At 46.5% G+C, this 16,442-nt stretch carries 19 protein-coding genes and 1 other RNA gene; 14 read left to right on the top strand and 6 right to left on the bottom strand.

All coding sequences use genetic code 11. The features are described 5' to 3' along the window. Positions 1 to 16: 16 nt before the first annotated feature. Positions 17 to 958 (bottom strand): hydroxymethylbilane synthase, encoded by a 942-nt coding sequence (gene hemC / locus ACMXYW_RS15760; protein WP_415904646.1) that lies wholly within the window; start codon positions 956 to 958, stop codon positions 17 to 19. Positions 959 to 1,125: 167 nt separating this feature from the next. Between hemC and argH the strand changes: the two genes are divergently transcribed. After that, a complete protein-coding gene (gene argH / locus ACMXYW_RS15755) occupies positions 1,126 to 2,520 on the top strand; it encodes an argininosuccinate lyase (protein ID WP_415882776.1) in 1,395 nt (464 codons plus the stop codon). 74 nt (positions 2,521 to 2,594) lie between these two features. Here argH and ACMXYW_RS15750 read toward each other — a convergent pair whose 3' ends face one another. After that, on the bottom strand, positions 2,595 to 3,113 hold the full coding sequence (locus tag ACMXYW_RS15750) for a glycine cleavage system protein R (protein WP_415904645.1): 519 nt from the start codon (positions 3,111 to 3,113) through the stop codon (positions 2,595 to 2,597). A 53-nt stretch (positions 3,114 to 3,166) separates the two neighbouring features. On the opposite strand from ACMXYW_RS15750, the gene ACMXYW_RS15745 reads away from it, so the two are divergent. Together ACMXYW_RS15745 and ACMXYW_RS15740 are read left to right on the top strand one after the other, a co-directional pair. Further along, a complete protein-coding gene (locus ACMXYW_RS15745; RefSeq protein ID WP_415904644.1) occupies positions 3,167 to 4,090 on the top strand; it encodes an AEC family transporter in 924 nt (307 codons plus the stop codon). Positions 4,091 to 4,270: 180 nt separating this feature from the next. After that, positions 4,271 to 4,396, top strand: a complete 126-nt coding sequence (locus tag ACMXYW_RS15740) for a hypothetical protein (protein ID WP_415882773.1) — start codon at positions 4,271 to 4,273, stop codon at positions 4,394 to 4,396. A gap of 13 nt (positions 4,397 to 4,409) precedes the next feature. Here the strand turns inward: ACMXYW_RS15740 and ACMXYW_RS15735 are convergent, their stop codons facing one another. The 4 genes from ACMXYW_RS15735 to ACMXYW_RS15720 all read right to left on the bottom strand — a co-directional run bounded on the left by ACMXYW_RS15735 (position 4,410) and on the right by ACMXYW_RS15720 (position 5,837). Next, positions 4,410 to 4,997, bottom strand: a complete 588-nt coding sequence (locus tag ACMXYW_RS15735) for a 5-formyltetrahydrofolate cyclo-ligase (RefSeq protein ID WP_415904643.1) — start codon at positions 4,995 to 4,997, stop codon at positions 4,410 to 4,412. A gap of 9 nt (positions 4,998 to 5,006) precedes the next feature. Further along, a non-coding RNA gene (gene ssrS, locus ACMXYW_RS15730) (6S RNA) lies at positions 5,007 to 5,187 on the bottom strand. 126 nt (positions 5,188 to 5,313) lie between these two features. Next, on the bottom strand, positions 5,314 to 5,631 hold the full coding sequence (locus tag ACMXYW_RS15725; protein ID WP_415904642.1) for a cell division protein ZapA: 318 nt from the start codon (positions 5,629 to 5,631) through the stop codon (positions 5,314 to 5,316). Next, complete coding sequence (locus tag ACMXYW_RS15720; RefSeq protein ID WP_415882770.1) at positions 5,628 to 5,837, bottom strand: TIGR02449 family protein; 210 nt, start codon at positions 5,835 to 5,837, stop codon at positions 5,628 to 5,630. The genes ACMXYW_RS15725 and ACMXYW_RS15720 overlap by 4 nt, the downstream gene beginning before the upstream one ends. A gap of 135 nt (positions 5,838 to 5,972) precedes the next feature. Between ACMXYW_RS15720 and ACMXYW_RS15715 the strand changes: the two genes are divergently transcribed. The 11 genes from ACMXYW_RS15715 (at position 5,973) to ACMXYW_RS15665 (ending at position 16,394) form a co-directional block, all read left to right on the top strand. Further along, entirely contained in the window at positions 5,973 to 6,584 is a 612-nt protein-coding gene (locus ACMXYW_RS15715; RefSeq protein WP_415904641.1) for a UPF0149 family protein, read from the top strand. Then, positions 6,584 to 7,900: a Xaa-Pro aminopeptidase gene (gene pepP, locus ACMXYW_RS15710; protein ID WP_415904640.1), complete on the top strand. Its 1,317-nt coding sequence runs from the start codon at positions 6,584 to 6,586 to the stop codon at positions 7,898 to 7,900. Before ACMXYW_RS15715 ends, pepP begins: the two co-directional genes overlap by 1 nt. Beyond that, the gene (gene ubiH, locus ACMXYW_RS15705; RefSeq protein ID WP_415904639.1) at positions 7,897 to 9,144 is read left to right on the top strand and encodes a 2-octaprenyl-6-methoxyphenyl hydroxylase; all 1,248 of its coding nucleotides are present in this window, start codon (positions 7,897 to 7,899) and stop codon (positions 9,142 to 9,144) included. The genes pepP and ubiH overlap by 4 nt, the downstream gene beginning before the upstream one ends. Before the next feature lie 9 nt (positions 9,145 to 9,153). Then, positions 9,154 to 10,434: a UbiH/UbiF/VisC/COQ6 family ubiquinone biosynthesis hydroxylase gene (locus ACMXYW_RS15700; RefSeq protein WP_415904638.1), complete on the top strand. Its 1,281-nt coding sequence runs from the start codon at positions 9,154 to 9,156 to the stop codon at positions 10,432 to 10,434. Between the two features lie 213 nt (positions 10,435 to 10,647). Further along, a complete protein-coding gene (gene gcvT, locus ACMXYW_RS15695) occupies positions 10,648 to 11,760 on the top strand; it encodes a glycine cleavage system aminomethyltransferase GcvT (protein WP_415895341.1) in 1,113 nt (370 codons plus the stop codon). A 41-nt stretch (positions 11,761 to 11,801) separates the two neighbouring features. Next, positions 11,802 to 12,194, top strand: a complete 393-nt coding sequence (gene gcvH, locus ACMXYW_RS15690) for a glycine cleavage system protein GcvH (RefSeq protein ID WP_415882764.1) — start codon at positions 11,802 to 11,804, stop codon at positions 12,192 to 12,194. Positions 12,195 to 12,277: 83 nt separating this feature from the next. Further along, positions 12,278 to 13,474 carry a class I SAM-dependent rRNA methyltransferase gene (locus ACMXYW_RS15685; protein ID WP_415892774.1) on the top strand — a complete coding sequence of 399 codons (1,197 nt, stop codon included), beginning with the start codon at positions 12,278 to 12,280 and terminating at the stop codon, positions 13,472 to 13,474. A 32-nt stretch (positions 13,475 to 13,506) separates the two neighbouring features. Next, positions 13,507 to 14,544 (top strand): NADP(H)-dependent aldo-keto reductase, encoded by a 1,038-nt coding sequence (locus ACMXYW_RS15680; RefSeq protein ID WP_415904637.1) that lies wholly within the window; start codon positions 13,507 to 13,509, stop codon positions 14,542 to 14,544. A gap of 117 nt (positions 14,545 to 14,661) precedes the next feature. Further along, positions 14,662 to 15,069, top strand: coding sequence for a CBS domain-containing protein (locus tag ACMXYW_RS15675; RefSeq protein WP_415892772.1), 408 nt, complete (start codon positions 14,662 to 14,664; stop codon positions 15,067 to 15,069). Between the two features lie 176 nt (positions 15,070 to 15,245). Beyond that, positions 15,246 to 16,151, top strand: a complete 906-nt coding sequence (ppk2, locus tag ACMXYW_RS15670) for a polyphosphate kinase 2 (protein WP_415892771.1) — start codon at positions 15,246 to 15,248, stop codon at positions 16,149 to 16,151. A gap of 18 nt (positions 16,152 to 16,169) precedes the next feature. After that, on the top strand, positions 16,170 to 16,394 hold the full coding sequence (locus tag ACMXYW_RS15665; RefSeq protein ID WP_415899450.1) for a phosphatase: 225 nt from the start codon (positions 16,170 to 16,172) through the stop codon (positions 16,392 to 16,394). Positions 16,395 to 16,442 lie beyond the last annotated feature (48 nt).

Genomic DNA, 16,442 nt, shown 5'->3' with positions numbered 1-16,442 from the left:
AAGGTTGGCTAAGGAGTTAGGCATCTGCTTTGTTGTATACAGCGTCCAAAATCTCTTTAGCGCCTGCAGCTAACAGGCGATCAGCCAGTTCTATACCAATGGCTTCGGCATCAGCCGGAGCGCCGCGTTGTTCGTCGCGAAGAATCAACGTACCGTCTGGTTTTGCAACTAGGCCGCGTAGGTATAGTTCAGAGTTGTCATGGTTCAGCGTCGCGTAGCAGGCGATAGGTACCTGACAGCCGCCTTCAAGGCGTTTATTCATTGCGCGCTCTGCGGTTACACGCCAAGCCGTTTCGGTGTCGTGTAGAGGCTTAAGCAATTCATGCAATTCAGCATCATCTGTGCGGCACTCAATGCCTACAGCGCCTTGGCCACCTGCCGGTAGGCTGAAATCTACAGAAATTTCTGAACGAATACGCTCAGGCATCTCTAGGCGAATCAGACCTGCAGAGGCAAGGATGATCGCATCGTATTCACCTTCATCTAGCTTACGGAGACGTGTATTGACGTTACCGCGAAGCCATTTGATCTCTAAGTCAGGGCGCTTTTCGCGAATTTGCGCTTCACGACGTAGAGAAGAGGTGCCGACTACAGCGCCTTGAGGTAGTTCATCAATGCTGTTGTAAGTATTAGAGACAAAAGCATCGGTTGGTTGTTCGCGTGGGCAGATCACGGCCAAACCTAAGCCTTCTGGAAACTCCATTGGTACATCCTTCATGGAGTGAACCGCGATATCAGCTTCACCGGCTAGCATTGCTTCTTCTAGCTCTTTTACAAACAGGCCTTTACCACCCACTTTGGCTAGTGGTGCATCAAGGATCTTGTCGCCTTTAGATACCATGCCGAGTAATTCGACCTTAATGTCTGCGTGATGGCGTTCTAGCTCGGCTTTTACATATTCTGCCTGCCATAGGGCCAATGGGCTTTTACGGGTAGCAATGCGGATGGTTCTGCTCATAAAAGTAGTCTCAAATACGGCATATTTAATATTTGTTGCCGATTGTAGCAGATTGCAGGGCGCGATATAGACACCTCAAGCGAAAGGGCATGATATAATGTCGCGCAAATTTTGTGATATCAGCTAAAAATAGCTGATTAAGTCTCCGAGTAATTTGAGGTTTTCCCATGAGTGATAAAACTAACCAGCAGTGGGGCGGTCGTTTTAATGAGCCAACGGATGCTTTCGTTGCGCGTTTTACGGCTTCCGTTGAATTTGATCAGCGTATGTATCTGCAGGATATTCGCGGTTCTATTGCTCATGCGAAGATGCTGACAAAAGCAGGCGTTCTTACAGAAGAAGAGCGTGACGATATTATCCGTGGTCTTGGCGAAATTCGTGTCGAAATTGAGCGTGGCGAATTTGAATGGTCAATTGAGCTAGAAGATGTGCACATGAACATCGAAGCGGCTTTGACTAAGAAAATTGGTATCACCGGTAAGAAACTACACACGGGTCGCTCTCGTAATGACCAAGTTGCGACCGACATTCGTTTGTACCTACGTGATGAGATCGACCTGATCTTGGCTGAAATTACGCGTCTACAGCAGGGCCTGTTAGGTATTGCTGAGCGTGAAGCTGATACGATCATGCCAGGTTTTACTCACCTTCAAACAGCTCAGCCAGTGACCTTTGGTCATCACCTGCTTGCGTGGTTTGAGATGCTAACGCGTGACTTCGGCCGTTTCGAAGATTGCCGTGAGCGCGCCAACATCATGCCACTAGGTGCTGCAGCACTTGCGGGTACAACTTACCCAATTCAGCGTGACCTAACTTGCGAGCTACTTGAGTTTAATGCTCCGGCTGAGAACTCTTTGGATGCGGTTTCTGATCGTGACTTCGCGATCGAGTTCTGTTCCGCGTCTAGTATCTTATTGATGCACCTAACGCGAATGTCTGAAGAGTTGGTTCTATGGACATCTGCTCAGTTTGATTTCATCAACCTGCCAGATCGTTTCTGTACTGGCTCTTCTATCATGCCGCAGAAAAAGAACCCAGATGTACCTGAATTAGTGCGTGGTAAGTCCGGTCGTGTTTACGGTCACTTGATGAGCTTGCTAACGTTGATGAAGTCTCAGCCACTGGCATACAACAAAGATAACCAAGAAGATAAAGAGCCGCTGTTTGATGCGATCGATACAGTGAAAGGTTGTCTACGTGCATTTGCTGACATGGTGCCTGCGCTTGAGTCTAAGAAAGAGAGTATGCGTGAAGCAGCGCTTCGCGGTTTCTCTACTGCGACTGACTTGGCTGATTACCTTGTGCGTAAAGGTATGCCTTTCCGTGATGCTCACGAAGTTGTAGGTAAATCTGTAGCCTACGGTATCGAGCAGAATAAAGATCTAGGTGAAATGACGTTGGAAGAGCTTGTTCAGTTCTCCGATACGATCGAGCAGGATGTATTTGAAGTGCTAACGCTTGAAGGTTCTGTTGCAGCACGTGATCACATTGGTGGTACAGCACCAAATCAGGTGCGTGCAGCTGTGAAGCGTGGTCAGGCTAAATTGGATGCGCGCGGTTAATCGCTCATCTTAGAAAGAAAAAACGCGCTGCCTTGAGAAAGGTAAGCGCGTTTTTTGTTTGTCTACGGTATGGTTTATTTATCTAAGCTGATATCAACCATTAGATCGCTAGCAATATTTTCTAAATCCTGTTGTAGCTCATCTAAGTCAAGGTCGCTGGATGCGAGTAACTCAGCTTCGGCTTTAAACAACAGTTCAGCTGACATAGAACCAGACACGAGTTCCGTGTTTAGGCGTTCAACGTTCACGTGGCGTTTAGCCAGTGCGCTTGAGATATCGCGAACGATACCAGGTTTGTCATGGCCAACTAGCTCAAGTTTAAAGTGCTGAGATGCGCCAGTGGCTTCTGGTGCTGAAGACTGTTCAACTGTTACCTTCAAGCCCTGAGCATCGAGCGCTGTTAGCGCTGCAGTTAATGAAGCTGCTTTATCTTCAGGAACTTCGGTGATTAGAATGCCGGCAAACTTTCCAGCTAATCTGGACATGCCTGACTCAAGCCAGTTGCCGCCATTTTCAGTAATGGTTTGCGCTAGCATTTCGACCAGACCTGGTTTATCAGGACCGATGACGGTTAAGACAAGAGATGTCATCATTGTAGGCTCCACTCTGTACATCATTATTAACTTTATAAGATCACTATAACACTATGATCGAAATTATCAGTGCTCTATGGCCGGTATTTGCACTTATTTTATTAGGCTATGCGGCGAGAAAGAGCGGATTTCTAACCGATGACTTTTGGGGGCAGGCGGAAAAGGCGACTTACTTTGTTCTTTTTCCTATCTTGTTGGTGTCCCGCTTAGCTAGTACCGATATGACTGCTGTTCCTCTGGATCAGGTAGGGTTGGCTGTTGTGTTGCTGGTTTTTGGGGGGAGTTTGTTGGTCTTTTTGGCGAAACCGTTCCTGAAGGTCGATGCTGCCGGGATTACCTCCATTTATCAGGGTGGAGTTCGTTTCAATGTTTATGTGGGCTTGGCTGCTTCGGCAACCCTGTTTGGTCCTCAAGGGGTAGTGGTTGGTGCAGTGGTGATGGCCTTAATGATCCCGTTGCTGAATTTCTGCTGTGTATTGGTCTTTTCCTACTTTACCCGTAGCACTCAAGATTTAAAGAGTGTGCTGTTAGCGTTGTTAAAGAACCCCCTTATTGTCGGTAGCTTGTGTGGTTTGTTGCTAAATCAGACAGGGGTAGGTTTCCCGAATCTGCTGATGCCTATCGCTGAATTCCTAGGTCGTATGGCTCTGCCTTTAGGGCTGTTATCTGTCGGAGCAGGACTGAGTTTTAAGGTCCTAATGAAAAGTGGCCAAGCGCTTTGTGCAACCTCGTTGATCAAACTGTTATTAATGCCATTATTGGCCTTTCTGATCTGTGTTGTATTGGGATTGCCAAATGCTGAAATTATCTGGTTGTACGCGGCTTTACCAACGGCTGCATCCTCTTATATTCTGGCGCGTCAGCTTGGTGGGGATGTGCAAATGATGGCTGCCATTATCACCGGACAGACACTTTTCTCGATGTTAACCATACCTTTTATGATGATTTTTCTTAACTTTCTGCAAAAAAGTTTATAAATCAGTAGGTAATTGGCTCTTTTTACAATTCTGGATTAAAATAATTATGTAACTGGCCGATAGTCTTATTGCCCCATGATTTATAAGGGGTTGCAAAAAACTGTATTTATGAAAAACTACGGCCGGGCATTAAGTAAACGAGCGTTTGTTTAATGTGTGGTAAACCTTATAGGCAGAATAATGAAAAAAGGTCCTGATCTGGTTCTAATCTTGGTAGTCGTGTTTGTACTAGGGTCTGTAATGACCGGCGTATCGCATGCAGATTTCCAGTTTGCTTCTCTGTTTGAGCAAGTCTTTAACAGCTAAGCTTTCAATTGCGTTATAGATAGCTCCTGCTATCAGTAACAATCGATGTTAGAGGGATATCCCAGCTCTCTACAGGTAACTCTTCTACTCTCTGAATTTCATGTGCCAGCCCGATAAGGCTTGGTCCTTTCATGCTTTTCTTCAGATTTTTAAAGCCGAATGTGCGGTCATAGTATCCGCCGCCCATGCCCATTCGATTGCCTTTTGCATCGAAGGCGACTAGAGGTAACAAGACTAAATCGATCGCCCAAGCGGCTCTGCGTTTGTGCGGTTGTAGTTTGGGCTCTCGGATACCGTAGATATTCTTAATCATCGGTGTTTGGTTTGTGTACGGCGTAAACCATAAGCGATTGTGAAGAATAGGATGCAATACAGGTAGGTAGACTTCCTTGCCTAGTTTCCAGCAGAAGTGAATCAACGGTTCGGGGTTTATCTCTCCATCGTTAGGTAGGTAGATGGCGATACTCTTAGCACGTCTGAAATCTGCGCGGGTGCGTATATTCTTTAGCAAACCTTGTGCGGCTTGTTCCTGTTGTAGAGGAGTTAAAGAGCGTCTGAGTTGACGAATACGCTGGCGGAGTTGTTTGCGTTGTTGAGTCATTGTGAAATGAAGATCCCCAAGGTGCCGGTGTCGGATATGGCCCTGAACCCGAAGGTTCAAGGAGGTGGTTACTGAGTATCATTAGGCTTTCCGGTAAATCGGACATGCACACCAGAAACTACGAGCAACCCCCAAAAGTGTGATTATCGGCTCGAGGGACGTAACCAACGGTCGAACACCCCAGGGCATGTTTTTATTATACCCTTAATGATGCCGGTGTCAGGACTTGTAATAAAAATATTTTCTGCTAGGTGGTGCTGTAACTGGCTGTTAAATATACACTTTTCTTAAGTTGAAAAGTTTTCAAGGACAGTGGTTAACTGTCCGAATTAGCAGTTTGTGTTTCGTTGATTAACGCTTGATCAATTTTGTTGCCAAGGTGGCGTAGGCGTTCTTCAATATTGCTGGTGTTCGCTTGTTTGGATTGCAATAACTCATGAGCCAAGTTGAGTGCTGCCATCACTGCTATCCGCTCAAGTCCTAATACTTTGCCTGTTTTTCGGATCTCTAACATTTTCTCATTAAGAAAATCTGCGGAAGCCAATAATTCAGCTTCTGCGTCAGCCGGACAGTTAAAATTAAACTCTTTGTCTAGCAGAGTAATAGTGACAGGTTGGGATTCTGGCTGGCTCATTTGTTTTGCTCCAACGCTTTAAGTCGCATGATCATCGCTTGAATTTTAGATTGCGTTTGTTCGTTGAGCTGTACTAATTGAGCACGCTCCTCTTTAAGCTGTTGTTCACGGGCACGCAGCTGAATATTTTCCTGATTTAGTTGTTCGCAGCGTTCCAGAAGTTGATCGATTTTCTGTTCCAGCGCGTTAAAGTAATGCTCAGTCATGCAGAAAGAATGCCCCTAAAGCTAAATTATTCTCAGCAGGACTATAATCAGCCCCTGTCTGTGGGTCAATGACGCTGCACAGGAAGTGTTGAAATGCTAGGATTAACAGCACGATATTATTGATGGATTCGATTCATGTCTTTAGAAAATGTACCTGTAGATCTACCCGATTTTGAACTTATCGCAAATATGTTTGTAGAGGAGGGGGTGAGAGCTGTATCACCTTCGGAACTCCATGGAGTTATCTCGGGACATTTAGCTGCGGGTGCACGTTTAAAATCAGCGGCGTTAGAGAAGATCGTTAATGAATTGCTTGATATAGAATCCCTCTCCCAAGACAGCAGTAAGTCGGTGGTGACGAATCTTTACACCGCTACGCTTGGTTGTATGGAAAGTATGGATCTGGAGTTCGATATGGTACTTCCAGATGATGAGGATGAGATCTCTATGCGTGCTGAATCGCTAGGGCGTTGGTGTCAGAGCTTCCTAAGTGGATTTGGCCTCTATGGCAAACATACAGATGCCAGCTTATCGCCTGAAGCGAAAGAGACCCTCAATGACCTTGGCCAGATCGCACAAATTTCTTCCGATCTGGAAGAGCTTGATGAAAACGAAGCAGATCTGATGGAAGTTCAAGAATATGTGCGTATGGCCGTTTTGATGCTGTTTACTGAGTGTAATAAAGCGTTAGAAGAGAAAGAAAAAGAGTTTGCTAAAGCTAAGCCAGAAAACAACAGGTTGCACTAATGAAGATCGGTCTTGATCAGTTTGTCGCACGTCGTGCTGCGTTGATGGCGCAGATGTCACCGGGCAGTATCGCGATTATTCCTTCTGCGCAGATGAAGCAGCGCAATAGCGATGTTGAATATCCATTTCGTCAGGATAGCAACTTTTACTATTTAACAGGTTTTAACGAGCCGGATGCAGTGCTGCTATTGATGCCGGGTCGTACAGATGGTGAATCGGTGCTGTTCTGTCGTAATCGTGACAAGCTGATGGAGATCTGGAATGGCTATCGTGCAGGGCCTGAAGGCGCTGTGAATGACTATGGCATGGATGAAGCTCATGCCATTGATGAAGTCGACGATATCCTGCCGGGGCTGTTAAATGGCGTATCTCGAATCTATTACTCCATTGGTAAAGATGAAGAGCTGGATCAACGCGTTCGACACTGGCTAAACCTGATCCGCGCAAAAGTGCGCCAAGGGGCAGTTGCGCCTTCTGAATTGGTGATGCTGGATTGCCTGTTACATGAGATGCGCTTGATTAAGGGTGATGCAGAAAAAGAGATGATGCGTCGTGCCGGTGAAATCTCTGCGCAGGGCCATGTTAAGGCGATGCAGCTGTGTAAGCCGGGTGTGATGGAATATCAGTTAGAAGCGGAGATATTGCACCACTTTACGATGAATGGAGCGCGCCAGCCAGCGTACTCGACGATCGTGGGTGGTGGAGCAAATGCTTGTGTACTGCATTACATCGAAAACAGCGAGCCGCTCAATGACGGTGATCTGGTGTTAATCGATGCCGGGTGTGAGCTAGATCATTATGCCGGCGATATTACACGTACTTTCCCTGTAAATGGTCGCTTTAGTCCAGAACAAGCGGCAATATACGAACTGGTTTTGAAAGCACAGAAAGCTTGTATTGAATTCGCAAAACCTGGTGTTTTGTGGGAAGCCGTACACGAAAAGTCGGTAGAAGTGTTAACCGCAGGACTGATTGAGCTAGGTTTGCTATCGGGTACCTTGAGTGAAGAGATCTCAGCGGGTCGCTACCGTGATTTTTATATGCACCGTATTGGTCATTGGTTAGGTATGGATGTTCATGATGTTGGCGATTACAAAGTCGATGGCGAATGGCGTCCGTTAGAGCCGGGTATGGTGATGACGGTGGAACCAGGGATCTATATCGCTGCGGACAACGAAAATGTTGAACCTCGTTGGCGCGGTATTGGTGTGCGTATTGAAGATGATATATTGATCACTGCAGAGGGGAACGAAAACCTTACTGCAGCTGTGCCGAAAGAAATTGCAGAAATTGAAGCGTTAATGGCAGCAAAATGAAACAGCACTATGACATCGTGGTGATCGGTGGCGGCATGGTGGGCGCGAGCTTAGCTTGTGCTCTTCTGCCAGCGAGTGAACAGCTTGATCTGAATATCGCCGTAATTGAAGCCTTTCCTATGCCTGAGAAAAGCGCACTGGAGTATCAGCCGAGTTATGATTCCAGAGCGACGGCATTGGCTTATGGAAGCCGTTCTATCTACGAAGTCATGGGTATCTGGCCAACGCTAAAAACGCATTTAGCACCCATCAAACATATTCACGTTTCAGATAAAGGTCATTTTGGTGTGACGCGTCTGCATGCAGAGCAGGAAAGAGTGCCGGCGCTGGGTTATGTGGTCGAAAACCAATGGCTTGGACGTGTCCTGCTAGATCGTTTAAAGCAGAATGATGCGAATCGCATTGATTTTATCTGCCCTGCCGAAGTGAAAGATGTTCAGTATGGCTCTGACCAGATGGGCGTTACCCTAGAAAAAGAGGGTGAGACGCATCAGTTAACGACTGAATTGGTTGTGATGGCTGATGGTGGCCGTTCCTCATTGCGTGAAGGGATGGGCATGAACTACAGTGAAACAACCTACGAGCAACATGCTGTTATAGCCAACGTCAGCTTAGACCGCTCACACAACGATATTGCTTATGAGCGTTTTACCGATACGGGCCCTATGGCGCTGTTACCCTTGGAAGAACAAAACGGTCAGCATCGTTGTGGTCTAGTTTGGACAGTGCCTAATGATCAAGTCGATGAAGTGATGGCGCTTGAGGAAGCTGAGTTTATAGCACGTCTGCACGAACGCTTTGGCCATCGCGCAGGTAATTTTGTCAAAGTAGGTGAACGACATACCTATCCTCTAAAACTGGTTTTAGCACAGGAACAGGTGCGTCAGGGTTTAGTGGTGTTAGGTAACGCTGCGCATGCCTTGCATCCAATCGCTGGACAAGGATACAACTTGGCGTTACGTGGTGTAGTCGCTTTGGCTGATCACCTAATTCAAGCTCGTAAGGCGGGCGGTAATCTAGGTGACTTAAACGTACTTCAGGATTTCTACGAACAGCAACGACAAGATCAGCAGCGCACAATTGGGCTGAGCGATCAGACTATGAAGCTGTTCTCCAATAATAATATTCTGCTTGCAGCCGGCCGTAACCTTGGCCTGCAACTGTTAGATATTTGTCCGCCTGCTAGAACTGTTTTTGCCCGTGGTGCCATGGGCTTAGATATGCCCGCTCCAGACCTGAAATAGAGATAGATCATGCCAGAAAATACACAGGCACAAGTGCTTAATTCAGATGTAGTGATTGTTGGAGCCGGCATGGTGGGAGTTACTCTTGCTGCGGCTTTGGCGGATGCCGATATTAAAGTCACGCTTTTAGAGCAGCGCGAAGGCGATATCAGTGGTTTCTCTGAGTTTGTTAAAGGCGCTCAAGCTAAGGGCTATGACCCTCGTGTCAGTGCGCTCACCTGTGCCTCACAGCAGATCTTAACGTCTGTAGGTGCTTGGAAGTATATACAGGATTATCGTCTAAGCCCCTACACCGAGATGGATGTTTGGGATGGCGAAGGGACTGGGCATATTCACTTCTCAGCGCGAGAACTGCATGAACCCGCTCTAGGTCATATTGTAGAAAATCGTGTGACACTGGCGGGTTTGTACCAGGTTCTTTTAGAAACACCTTCAGTAGAGCTGATTACCGGCGTGACAGTGACGGAGCTATCTCCCCAGTCTGATCAAGGTCGTGCTGTTAAATTGAGTGATGGTCGTATCATTCAAGCGGATCTAGTGGTTGCTGCGGATGGCGCGTTATCAAAAACACGTCAACATGCGGGCCTACCAATGGTGGAATGGGATTATGGTCATCATGCCATTGTGACCACCGTTAAAACCGAGCTGCCTCACCAAGCGACCGCTTGGCAGCGTTTTACCGAAGATGGACCGCTGGCATTGTTACCTTTGAGTAGCGAAGAGGGTGATTACTACTGCTCGATTGTTTGGTCGACATCGCCAGAACATGCTAATGAGCTGATGGCGTTGCCCGACGAAGAGTTTTGCCAGCAATTAGGTCGTGCATTTGAGAAACGTCTAGGTGAAATAGAATGGTGCGATCAACGCAGTGTTTTCCCGTTACGACAGCGTCATGCTCAGCATTATATTCAGCCTGGCTTTGCTGCAATTGGGGATGCGGCACATACCATCCATCCTCTGGCAGGTCAGGGTGTTAACTTAGGTTTGCTGGATGCGGCTCAGTTAGCTGAAACATTGATGGACGCTTCGCGTCGAGGTGAGCCTTTAGGCGCCCAATCGGTGTTACGCAGATTCCAGCGCGAACGCCGCAATGACAATATTCAGATGTCTTTAGCCATGGAAAGCTTCAAGCGTTTATTTAATACCAGACAGCCTTTAGCTTGCTTGGCGCGCAATATGGGCATGAACTTATTGGATAAACTATCTCCAGTTAAAAATCATATTGTGATGGATGCGATGGGGTTATCTGGTCGTTTGCCACAATTGGCGCAGAGAAACATTCAAGAATAATCGGCTTGGATAATCTGATCCGACCATAGTCGCAACCCTAGTTTGTCGTTCAAAGATTGAACTGTGAAGAGAATCCCTATAAATTGTCTTCCCTTTTTTTGTTTTTCAGGTCAATTGATTCGCTCTTGAGCTGAAAAGCAGTTGTTAAAGCCTAGCAAGACCTGTTTATGACGATAACAAGGCCTAAGCTAGCCCCTGATAAGAGTTAATAATATGGGTAGCAAAACTGCATTGTACGAAAAGCACCAAGAGATGGGTGCTAAGCTAGTCGATTTCGGTGGTTGGGATATGCCAATCCACTATGGTTCTCAGGTGGATGAGCATCACAAAGTTCGACAAGCTGCTGGTATGTTTGATGTCTCCCACATGACGGTTGTAGACGTTACCGGCACAGACGCTAAAGAGTATTTACGTTACCTGCTAGCAAACGATGTTGCTAAGTTGCAGGAAAAAGGTAAGGCGATGTACAGCGGCATGCTGAATGAAGATGCTGGTGTAATTGATGATCTTATTGTCTACCTAATGACAGAGCCAGGTGTTGCTGGTGAGTGGTTCCGTGTCGTTGTGAACTGTGCAACACGCGAAAAAGATTTACGTTGGATGTCTGACCAGACAGCTAGCTTTGATGACGTTGCGTTAACAGAGCAGCCAGAATTGGCGATGGTAGCGGTGCAAGGCCCAGACGCATTAGCGTTGGCTAAACAAGCTGTAACTGAGTCTCGTGCTAATTTGATCGATCAGTTAAGTGTTTTCCAAGGTTTAGAGTCAGAAGGCTGGTTTATTGCGAGAACTGGCTATACTGGTGAAGACGGTTTAGAAGTGATGCTGCCTGAAGATGAGGTAGCAGATTTCTGGCAGGCACTCGCAGATGCTGGCGTTGCTCCGTGTGGACTAGGCGCGCGCGACACTTTGCGTTTAGAGGCGGGTATGAACCTATATGGCGCAGATATGGATGAAACCATTTCTCCACTTGCGGCTAATATGGGTTGGACTATCGCTTGGGAACCTCAAGAGCGTGTATTTATCGGCCGCGAAGCACTACAACAGCAGCGCGATGCAGGTGTAAGCCATAAGCTTGTAGGTCTAGTGATGGAAGCACGTGGTGTATTGCGTGCACATCAGAAGGTTGTAGTAGAAGGCATTGGCGAAGGCGAGATTACCAGTGGTACATTCTCTCCGACGTTGGGTTGTTCTATCGCTATGGCGCGTGTGCCAGTGGGCACAACGGATACAGCTGAAGTGGATCTGCGTGGTAAAGGCAAGTTGGTGTCTGTACGTGTAATTCGTCCTTCTTTTGTCCGTAACGGCAAAAAAGTTTTTGACTAAGAATTCGATTTAAACAGGACCCATAGGGGTAGGAAATAAACATGAGTAACATTCCATCTGAACTGAAATACGTTGCTAGTCACGAGTGGATCCGCGTTGAAGGTGATGGCACCGTTGTCATCGGTGTAACAGATCACGCGCAAGACCTTTTGGGTGACGTAGTTTTCGTTGAGCTGCCAGAAGTCGGTGCTGAAGTAGAATCAGGTGATGAAACAGGTGTTGTTGAGTCTGTTAAAGCTGCATCTGATGTATACGCGCCGCTAAGTGGTGAAGTTGTAGCCGTTAACGAAGATCTGGAAGACTCTCCAGAGCTAGTTAACTCTGACCCATACGGTGATGGTTGGTTCTTCAAGTTGAAGCTAAGCGACGCTGATGAGTTGAACGAACTACTAAGCGCAGAAGCTTACAACGATCTGTGCGAATCTGAAGCTTAAGTCAGATTTAGGGCCTCGGCCTGAGAAATAAATACCTTGTCCCGGCTATATGCCGGGACAGTTGTCTGTAAAACAGGAAAAACATGTCACTGCAAACTCTAAAACTAAACAGTGGGGCTGAACGCAGGCTGCGTGGTGGTCACCTTTGGATCTACAGTAACGAAGTGGATAACCGCGTGACGCCGCTGAAGAGCTTTGAGCCGGGCCAGCAGGTTATTGTCGAAACTGACAAAGGCAAACCTTTAGGCGTTGCTTATGTAAACCCAAATACGTTGATTTGCGGTCGAATCGTCAGTCGTGATCTTAAATACACTTTGGATCGTTCCTTAATCATTCACCGTCTTAAAGTGGCGTTATCACTGCGTGAAAGCTGCTTTACTGATGATTGCTATCGTTTGGTGTTTGGTGACAGTGATGCTCTACCAGGTCTAGTGATTGATCGTTTCTACGATGTGTTTGTTGTACAGATCTCTACAGCCGGCATGGAAGCGGTGCTAGATGACATTATCGACGCATTGAACAAAGTGTTCACGCCGAAAGCGATTTTGCTGCGTAACGACGGCAAAATGCGCGATATGGAAGGCTTGGAAACCTACACAGAGATCATCCAAGGTGATATCCCAGAGCTGTGTCCGTTGATGGAAAACTCTGTACCACTGCTAGCGCCATTGCAGAAAGGCCAGAAAACTGGTTGGTTCTACGATCACCGTAATAACCGTGCTCAGATGCAAAAACATGTTGAAGGTAAGCGCGTACTGGATCTGTTTAGTTACGTAGGTGGCTGGGGCGCGCAGGCTTTGGCTGCTGGTGCTAATCAGGCGATCTGTGTCGATGCATCCCACTTTGCTCTAGAAGTGGCTGCTGAGAACGCGCGTATCAACAATGCGTCTGATCGTTTCGAAGGCTTCCACGGCGATGCCTTTGATATTTGTAAGTCTCTGATTGCAGATAAAGAAAAATTTGATGTGGTTGTGTTGGATCCGCCTGCGTTTATTCAGAAGAAAAAGGATATTCGTAACGGTGAGCGTGCTTACTCCCGTATGAATAATTTCGCCATGCGTCTTCTGAAGAAAGACGGAATCTTGGTGTCTGCGTCATGCTCTATGCATCTTCAACGTGATCGCTTGATCGATATTATTCGTAGTAATAGCCGCGAATTGGATCGTAATGCTCAGATCTTTGATCAGGGGCATCAGGGTGCAGACCACCCGGTACATCCAGCGATTCCCGAAACGGATTACCTTAAATCATTCTTTGTCAGAGTTTTGCCATCGTCTTAACCTGACATCTGTTCCCAGATAGGAGCTTTACCATGCAATATCGTCAGCTAGGTAATACTGATCTCAATGTGAGTCTGATCTGTCTGGGAACTATGACCTTCGGTCGACAAAACACTGAGGTCGAAGCGTTTGAACAGCTGGATTATGCCTGGGCGCAAGGTGTCAATTTTCTTGATGCTGCTGAGATGTATCCAGTGCCTGTGGATGAGCGTTATCAGGGGCTAACAGAGACCTACATCGGTAACTGGATGAAGCAACGGAATAACCGCGATAAGGTGATCGTTGCAACAAAGGTTGCGGGGCCTGGATATTTTGTCAGCTTTATCCGCCCTGATATGCATTTTGATCGCAAAAATATTCGTGAAGCGATCCAAGGCAGTTTAAAGCGTCTTCAAACCGATTATATCGACTTATACCAACTCCACTGGCCAGATCGCACCACTAATTTCTTTGGTAAGTTAGGCTATCAGCATGCTCCAGAAAACGATGGGGCAGCAATTTTGGAAACCCTAAACATTTTAAAAGAGCTGGTGGATGAAGGCTTGATTAGATATGTGGGCTTATCCAATGAAACGGCATGGGGAACCATGAAGTTTCTCGCTTATGCTGAGCAATTAGGCCTGCCACGAGTTGTTTCCGTACAGAATCCTTACAACTTGTTAAACCGCTCCTCCGAGGTCGGTTTAACCGAGGTTTTGATGCGTGAGCAGGTGTCTCTACTGCCGTATTCACCAATGGCATTTGGTACCTTGAGTGGCAAGTACCTTAATGGCGCTCAGCCTGAGAAAGGCCGTTTAACCCTGTTTCCTGATTACACTCGATATCTGAATGAACAAGGTATAAAAGCGACTGAAGAGTATGTATCGCTAGCGCGAGCGCATAATTTGGATCCAGCTCAGATGGCGTTGGCTTTTGTTAATAGTCGTGATTTTGTTGCCAGTAATATTATTGGCGCAACGACCATGGGGCAGCTGACAGCGAATATAGACTCGGTAAACCTTAACCTTGATGAAGGTTTACTGGCGGAGATTGAAGCGATTCATGTCCGCTATCCGAATCCATGCCCATAGCTTTGGCGAATTGATCAAAAAGGGGAGCTTTAACAGCTCCCTTTTTTGTTGTGAATTTGTCATTTTCGAGTTCTTTGCCAGACTGTAATCAGCAAGATAAAACAGGTGGGTAGGGTTATGTTACAAGTAAAAGATGCAATGTTTCCTGTGAATAAGCCGCTAAGTGCAGATATGCCCCTAGTTGAGGCGGTTTCTCATATTCTAGATTCTGGGTATTTAGGCTTACCGGTTGTGGATAAGAACTTGAAGGTGGTTGGCTTTTTATCAGAGTTTGATTGTTTGCCCTATTTGGTTACCGACAGCTATCACTGTGATAGCCATGAAATTGTTGGTGATATTATGCGTACCGATCCACTTACGGTTGCACCGGGATTGAGTATTGTCGATTTGGCTCAGCAGATGGGTTTGGATAAACCAAAAGTGTATGCAGTGGTTGAGCAGAATAAGCTTGTGGGTATCATCACGCGAAGCATGTTGATGCATGAGCTAAATGAGTCTTTGAAGCACTGTAAAGTGGTGGCTTAAAGGCTGTTATTCCGTGAAGGTTTAACCGCAAAGGACGAGGGATCATACCGAAGAATAATTATAGAGAGAACGTTAATTTTTAAAATAATAATGGTTGTTTGACCTATATCAGAAACTCCTGATGTAGTAGGCGCATAATCAGTAATACTGATTAACCGAACTAGAGAGGTAAGCCTATGAACCAGGAGTTACAGACCCCAGACGTTGATGTTCAAACTGCAGATGTGACCTTGCCACCGCAAGAAGAAATCTGCCCTACTGTACTGCTGGATCAGGAAGTTACTGATCTGTTTGAGTCCAGCGAATACCCTTACGATACAAAGATCTCCCGCAAAGAATACGAAAAGCGCAAAAAAGAGCTGCAGATAGAACTATTGAAGATGCAGAACTGGGTGCGCGAGACCGGGCAGCGTGTTGTTATCCTCTTTGAAGGGCGTGACGCCGCCGGTAAAGGTGGAACCATCAAACGTATTATGGAGCACCTCAATCCTCGTGGTGCCCGTGTTGTGGCTTTGGAAAAGCCGACCGAGCAAGAGAAAGGACAGTGGTATTTCCAGCGTTACATCAATCATCTTCCTACGGCTGGTGAGATAGTGCTGTTTGACCGTTCTTGGTACAACCGTGCTGGCGTTGAGAAGGTGATGAACTTCTGTTCGCCATCTGAGTATTTAGAGTTTATGCGTCAGACACCTGATCTGGAACGTATGCTGGCGCGAAGTGGCATCAAACTGTTTAAGTTCTGGTTCTCGGTAAGCCGTGACGAGCAGTTCCGACGTTTTCAGGCTCGCCGTGTAGATCCGTTGAAACAATGGAAACTTTCTCCAATCGATTTGGCCTCTTTAGATAAGTGGGATTCATATACAGAAGCCAAAGAATCGATGTTTTTTTATACCGATACAGCAGATGCGCCTTGGACGGTGATTAAATCTGACGATAAGAAGCGCGCAAGACTTAATGCGATGCGCCATCTACTTAGTCGTATGCCTTATCCGAATAAAAGTGAAGAGATTGATCTTCAGCCGGATCCGCAGATCGTCAGCAATGCCCAAGGGCAAATTGATCGTCACCCAGTGCATAAGTAAGAGTTAAGGAGTAAAACGATGACAATGAAACAAACTGCACATGCTCAACATGTTGTCTCGTCTTTTAAGGAGAGATTACCAACAGCAATGTGTAACGATATTGGTGAAGAGCATTTTGATGAGTTAGCGCTGCTGATTGAGTCAGCGATCAGTGCGGCTGTTTTGGCAGAGATGGAAAAAGCCGCTGATAAGATTGATAAGTTAGCTCACGATGTTCGCCATTTTGCGGAACACTTTGATTGAGTTTTAACGGAAATAAAAATGAGAGGCTATTGCCTCTCTTTTTTGTGC

The organism is Neptuniibacter sp. QD48_55 (genome assembly GCF_047778115.1).
Classification (GTDB): Bacteria; Pseudomonadota; Gammaproteobacteria; order Pseudomonadales; family Balneatricaceae; genus Neptuniibacter.
This window is presented reverse-complemented; position numbering and strand designations above follow the sequence as displayed.

What these genes read in the sequence shown, in the direction of transcription:
- ACMXYW_RS15675 (WP_415892772.1), top strand. Translation starts at nt 14,662, where the DNA reads ATGTTACAAGTAAAAGATGCAATGTTTCCTGTGAATAAGCCGCTAAGT.
- ACMXYW_RS15750 (WP_415904645.1), bottom strand. Translation starts at nt 3,113, where the DNA reads ATGATGACATCTCTTGTCTTAACCGTCATCGGTCCTGATAAACCAGGT.
- ACMXYW_RS15715 (WP_415904641.1), top strand. Translation starts at nt 5,973, where the DNA reads ATGTCTTTAGAAAATGTACCTGTAGATCTACCCGATTTTGAACTTATC.
- ACMXYW_RS15680 (WP_415904637.1), top strand. Translation starts at nt 13,507, where the DNA reads ATGCAATATCGTCAGCTAGGTAATACTGATCTCAATGTGAGTCTGATC.
- ACMXYW_RS15725 (WP_415904642.1), bottom strand. Translation starts at nt 5,631, where the DNA reads ATGAGCCAGCCAGAATCCCAACCTGTCACTATTACTCTGCTAGACAAA.
- ACMXYW_RS15740 (WP_415882773.1), top strand. Translation starts at nt 4,271, where the DNA reads ATGAAAAAAGGTCCTGATCTGGTTCTAATCTTGGTAGTCGTGTTTGTA.
- ACMXYW_RS15665 (WP_415899450.1), top strand. Translation starts at nt 16,170, where the DNA reads ATGACAATGAAACAAACTGCACATGCTCAACATGTTGTCTCGTCTTTT.
- ubiH (WP_415904639.1), top strand. Translation starts at nt 7,897, where the DNA reads ATGAAACAGCACTATGACATCGTGGTGATCGGTGGCGGCATGGTGGGC.
- argH (WP_415882776.1), top strand. Translation starts at nt 1,126, where the DNA reads ATGAGTGATAAAACTAACCAGCAGTGGGGCGGTCGTTTTAATGAGCCA.
- gcvT (WP_415895341.1), top strand. Translation starts at nt 10,648, where the DNA reads ATGGGTAGCAAAACTGCATTGTACGAAAAGCACCAAGAGATGGGTGCT.
- pepP (WP_415904640.1), top strand. Translation starts at nt 6,584, where the DNA reads ATGAAGATCGGTCTTGATCAGTTTGTCGCACGTCGTGCTGCGTTGATG.
- gcvH (WP_415882764.1), top strand. Translation starts at nt 11,802, where the DNA reads ATGAGTAACATTCCATCTGAACTGAAATACGTTGCTAGTCACGAGTGG.
- ACMXYW_RS15735 (WP_415904643.1), bottom strand. Translation starts at nt 4,997, where the DNA reads ATGACTCAACAACGCAAACAACTCCGCCAGCGTATTCGTCAACTCAGA.
- ACMXYW_RS15745 (WP_415904644.1), top strand. Translation starts at nt 3,167, where the DNA reads ATGATCGAAATTATCAGTGCTCTATGGCCGGTATTTGCACTTATTTTA.
- ppk2 (WP_415892771.1), top strand. Translation starts at nt 15,246, where the DNA reads ATGAACCAGGAGTTACAGACCCCAGACGTTGATGTTCAAACTGCAGAT.
- hemC (WP_415904646.1), bottom strand. Translation starts at nt 958, where the DNA reads ATGAGCAGAACCATCCGCATTGCTACCCGTAAAAGCCCATTGGCCCTA.
- ACMXYW_RS15700 (WP_415904638.1), top strand. Translation starts at nt 9,154, where the DNA reads ATGCCAGAAAATACACAGGCACAAGTGCTTAATTCAGATGTAGTGATT.
- ACMXYW_RS15720 (WP_415882770.1), bottom strand. Translation starts at nt 5,837, where the DNA reads ATGACTGAGCATTACTTTAACGCGCTGGAACAGAAAATCGATCAACTT.
- ACMXYW_RS15685 (WP_415892774.1), top strand. Translation starts at nt 12,278, where the DNA reads ATGTCACTGCAAACTCTAAAACTAAACAGTGGGGCTGAACGCAGGCTG.